Origin of the sequence: Microbulbifer discodermiae (assembly GCF_040742695.1) — a bacterium.
Lineage (GTDB): Bacteria > Pseudomonadota > Gammaproteobacteria > Pseudomonadales > Cellvibrionaceae > Microbulbifer.
The window spans coordinates 1-2021 of sequence record NZ_JBFLAB010000135.1 but is presented as its reverse complement, the minus strand read 5'-3'; the positions used below and the strand labels follow the sequence as shown (position 1 = coordinate 2021).

The 2021-nt window shown below is 46.1% G+C and carries 3 protein-coding genes; all 3 read right to left on the bottom strand.

Annotated elements, in window-relative coordinates; translation table 11 throughout:
- Positions 1-604: 604 nt before the first annotated feature.
- The 3 genes from AB1S50_RS19355 to AB1S50_RS19345 are packed head-to-tail and all read right to left on the bottom strand — an operon-like array spanning position 605 to position 1912.
- Complete coding sequence (locus AB1S50_RS19355; RefSeq protein ID WP_367152902.1) at positions 605-883, bottom strand: hypothetical protein; 279 nt, start codon at positions 881-883, stop codon at positions 605-607.
- Between the two features lie 28 nt (positions 884-911).
- Positions 912-1265, bottom strand: a complete 354-nt coding sequence (locus AB1S50_RS19350) for an SCO4402 family protein (RefSeq protein ID WP_367152900.1) — start codon at positions 1263-1265, stop codon at positions 912-914.
- 2 nt (positions 1266-1267) lie between these two features.
- Complete coding sequence (locus AB1S50_RS19345) at positions 1268-1912, bottom strand: RHS repeat-associated core domain-containing protein (protein WP_367152898.1); 645 nt, start codon at positions 1910-1912, stop codon at positions 1268-1270.
- Positions 1913-2021: the final 109 nt, after the last annotated feature.

The window sequence follows — 2021 nt, the reverse complement described above, 5'->3', positions numbered from 1 at the left end:
AAGCTCCGGGGAATGCCGGCGACGCTTCACGGGTTTCTTAGCAGGGATAATTTCACTCATATTAGGTGTCCACTTGTTGATAGGTGGACACCTAAATTACAGCGCAGAATTTGGCTTGGTAGATGAGTTTGCCGGACGCTTACGCTAGATCAGCTACTCATAGGCGCCAACCTTGGGTATGAGTATCATGGGGGCAAGAGACGGAACTGGTGTAGCCAATAGCCCAGCTGATTGGTGCCACCATTGGAGGACAAAAAATGAGCACATCAACCCCTACCTCCGACACGGATCTAGCGCGACCCGAAATTTACCAGCGATACCGAGAAGGATGGCTGACGCCAACCGCGGAAGAGGTAGCAGCTGAGTTATGCAAAGCAAGCCTCACCCCTAGACAAGCGGCGCAGCTGGTGGGTGTATACAGCTTCACCCCCTACCTCGACGGGCTGACATCAATCGACTATGGCGCTTGGCGTCTGCTATGTATCTACTCAGGCAGTGTGAAGTGTGACACGCATAGGGACTACGTTCCTGATGCGTCTACGAGGGAGTGGGTTTTTGACCAAGGAATCAATTGACTGTCTGGCTCGTAGATTCTAACGCCCGCCTACTCCTCGGACACATAAAAGCTAGCCCAATTTGGAAAGTTACCGTAGAACACGAAATAATCCCGCTTACAGGTCAATCCAAGGGAATCCAGCCTTTTTGAAAGCTCGTAAGAGGCTTCACCGCCAAAATGGGGGCCAAATGACAGCAGCTCATCACTCTCCCCAAGCGGCTCAGTCGCTTCCATAACCTCAAAAACCTTTGAGATTTCAATCTCCTTTTCTTTTAGGGCGGCCCTCCTAATAACTATTCCATAGTCTTTCGAAACGCTGATTTTCAATCTGACTAAGTTTCATATTAGCTGAATATCATCCCCTTTCCTTCATATCGATAATCTGCTGCGCTTCTTCTTGGATACTATTCCAGCGCTTATCTGTAAGAAACTTTTCTGTGAAAGCATTTCCATCTAGTGTATCTATAAAACAATTCAATTTAGAATTCAATTTTTGTAGTTCAGATACCAGCTCTGTAGAGTTAAATTTTTTAGCCTCAAATTCTAAGTAGTCTTCAAAATTATAGTCATCATAAAGTGCACAGACCACCTCAGTAAATGAGGATTGCTCTTCACAGTCTCCTTCAAACCAAACTTTTCGTTGAAATTCTTTATCAGCGATCTCCTTTATTAGAGAAAAAATAAAGCCATCCCAATCCTCTGATTTCATTACTATCCTCCGCCAGGAAAAACAAACTCGCTTAGTGGAATATGAGTGTCTGGAGATCGGCTCGGTCCCGGATTTCCGTATATGTCTCTGTATTGTCCATTGAGATTCAATCTCACATAAGGGTTTTGAGAATTTGGATACGGACTGCTGGGGTCTCCGGGCTGCACTCGGACACTATTATGTGGGTTATTAGGATCAACAAACCTTTTACCACCACCATGCCTGCTCTGACGAACTACCCAATTAGAAGGAACCCCCCTTGGGCGAGGAAGAGAAGCCCCTGGGCCACAATAGCCAGCATTCCTTGCATTATTAAGGAATCCTTGGAGTTGAGCAATGCTAGCAGGACTATAGTTTACTGGTTGCCCCTGCCCACCTGGTGATGCTACTGGAAAACGAAATGCCGGGTCAATTTGTCGAATCTGATTAATTAATATTCTGGCTTGCACATTTGTCAATGATTGCAAAGGCGATGGCGCTCCAGGCCGCCTTTTACTTAAGCCGTTTTGGTCAACATAATTAATCGGGCTGCTATCTACGTAGCTATAGGTATTCGGCCCATCATCCAGCCCAATCGGATCTGATTGGAGATATCTACCAATCCTCGGGTCATAGTCCCGGTAGTAGTTGTAATAAAAACGGCCCAACGCAAATCCGCTACAAGATTCACTACAACCCCAGTAACATCAATCACTTAAAGAACATGCAGCCCAGTGCGGAGGATACTTTATCAAGTTACAGCCCCCGACGCACTTT

Coding starts and splice junctions, on each gene's coding strand:
- AB1S50_RS19350 (WP_367152900.1), bottom strand. CDS start 1,265: ATGAAATCAGAGGATTGGGATGGCTTTATTTTTTCTCTAATAAAGGAG.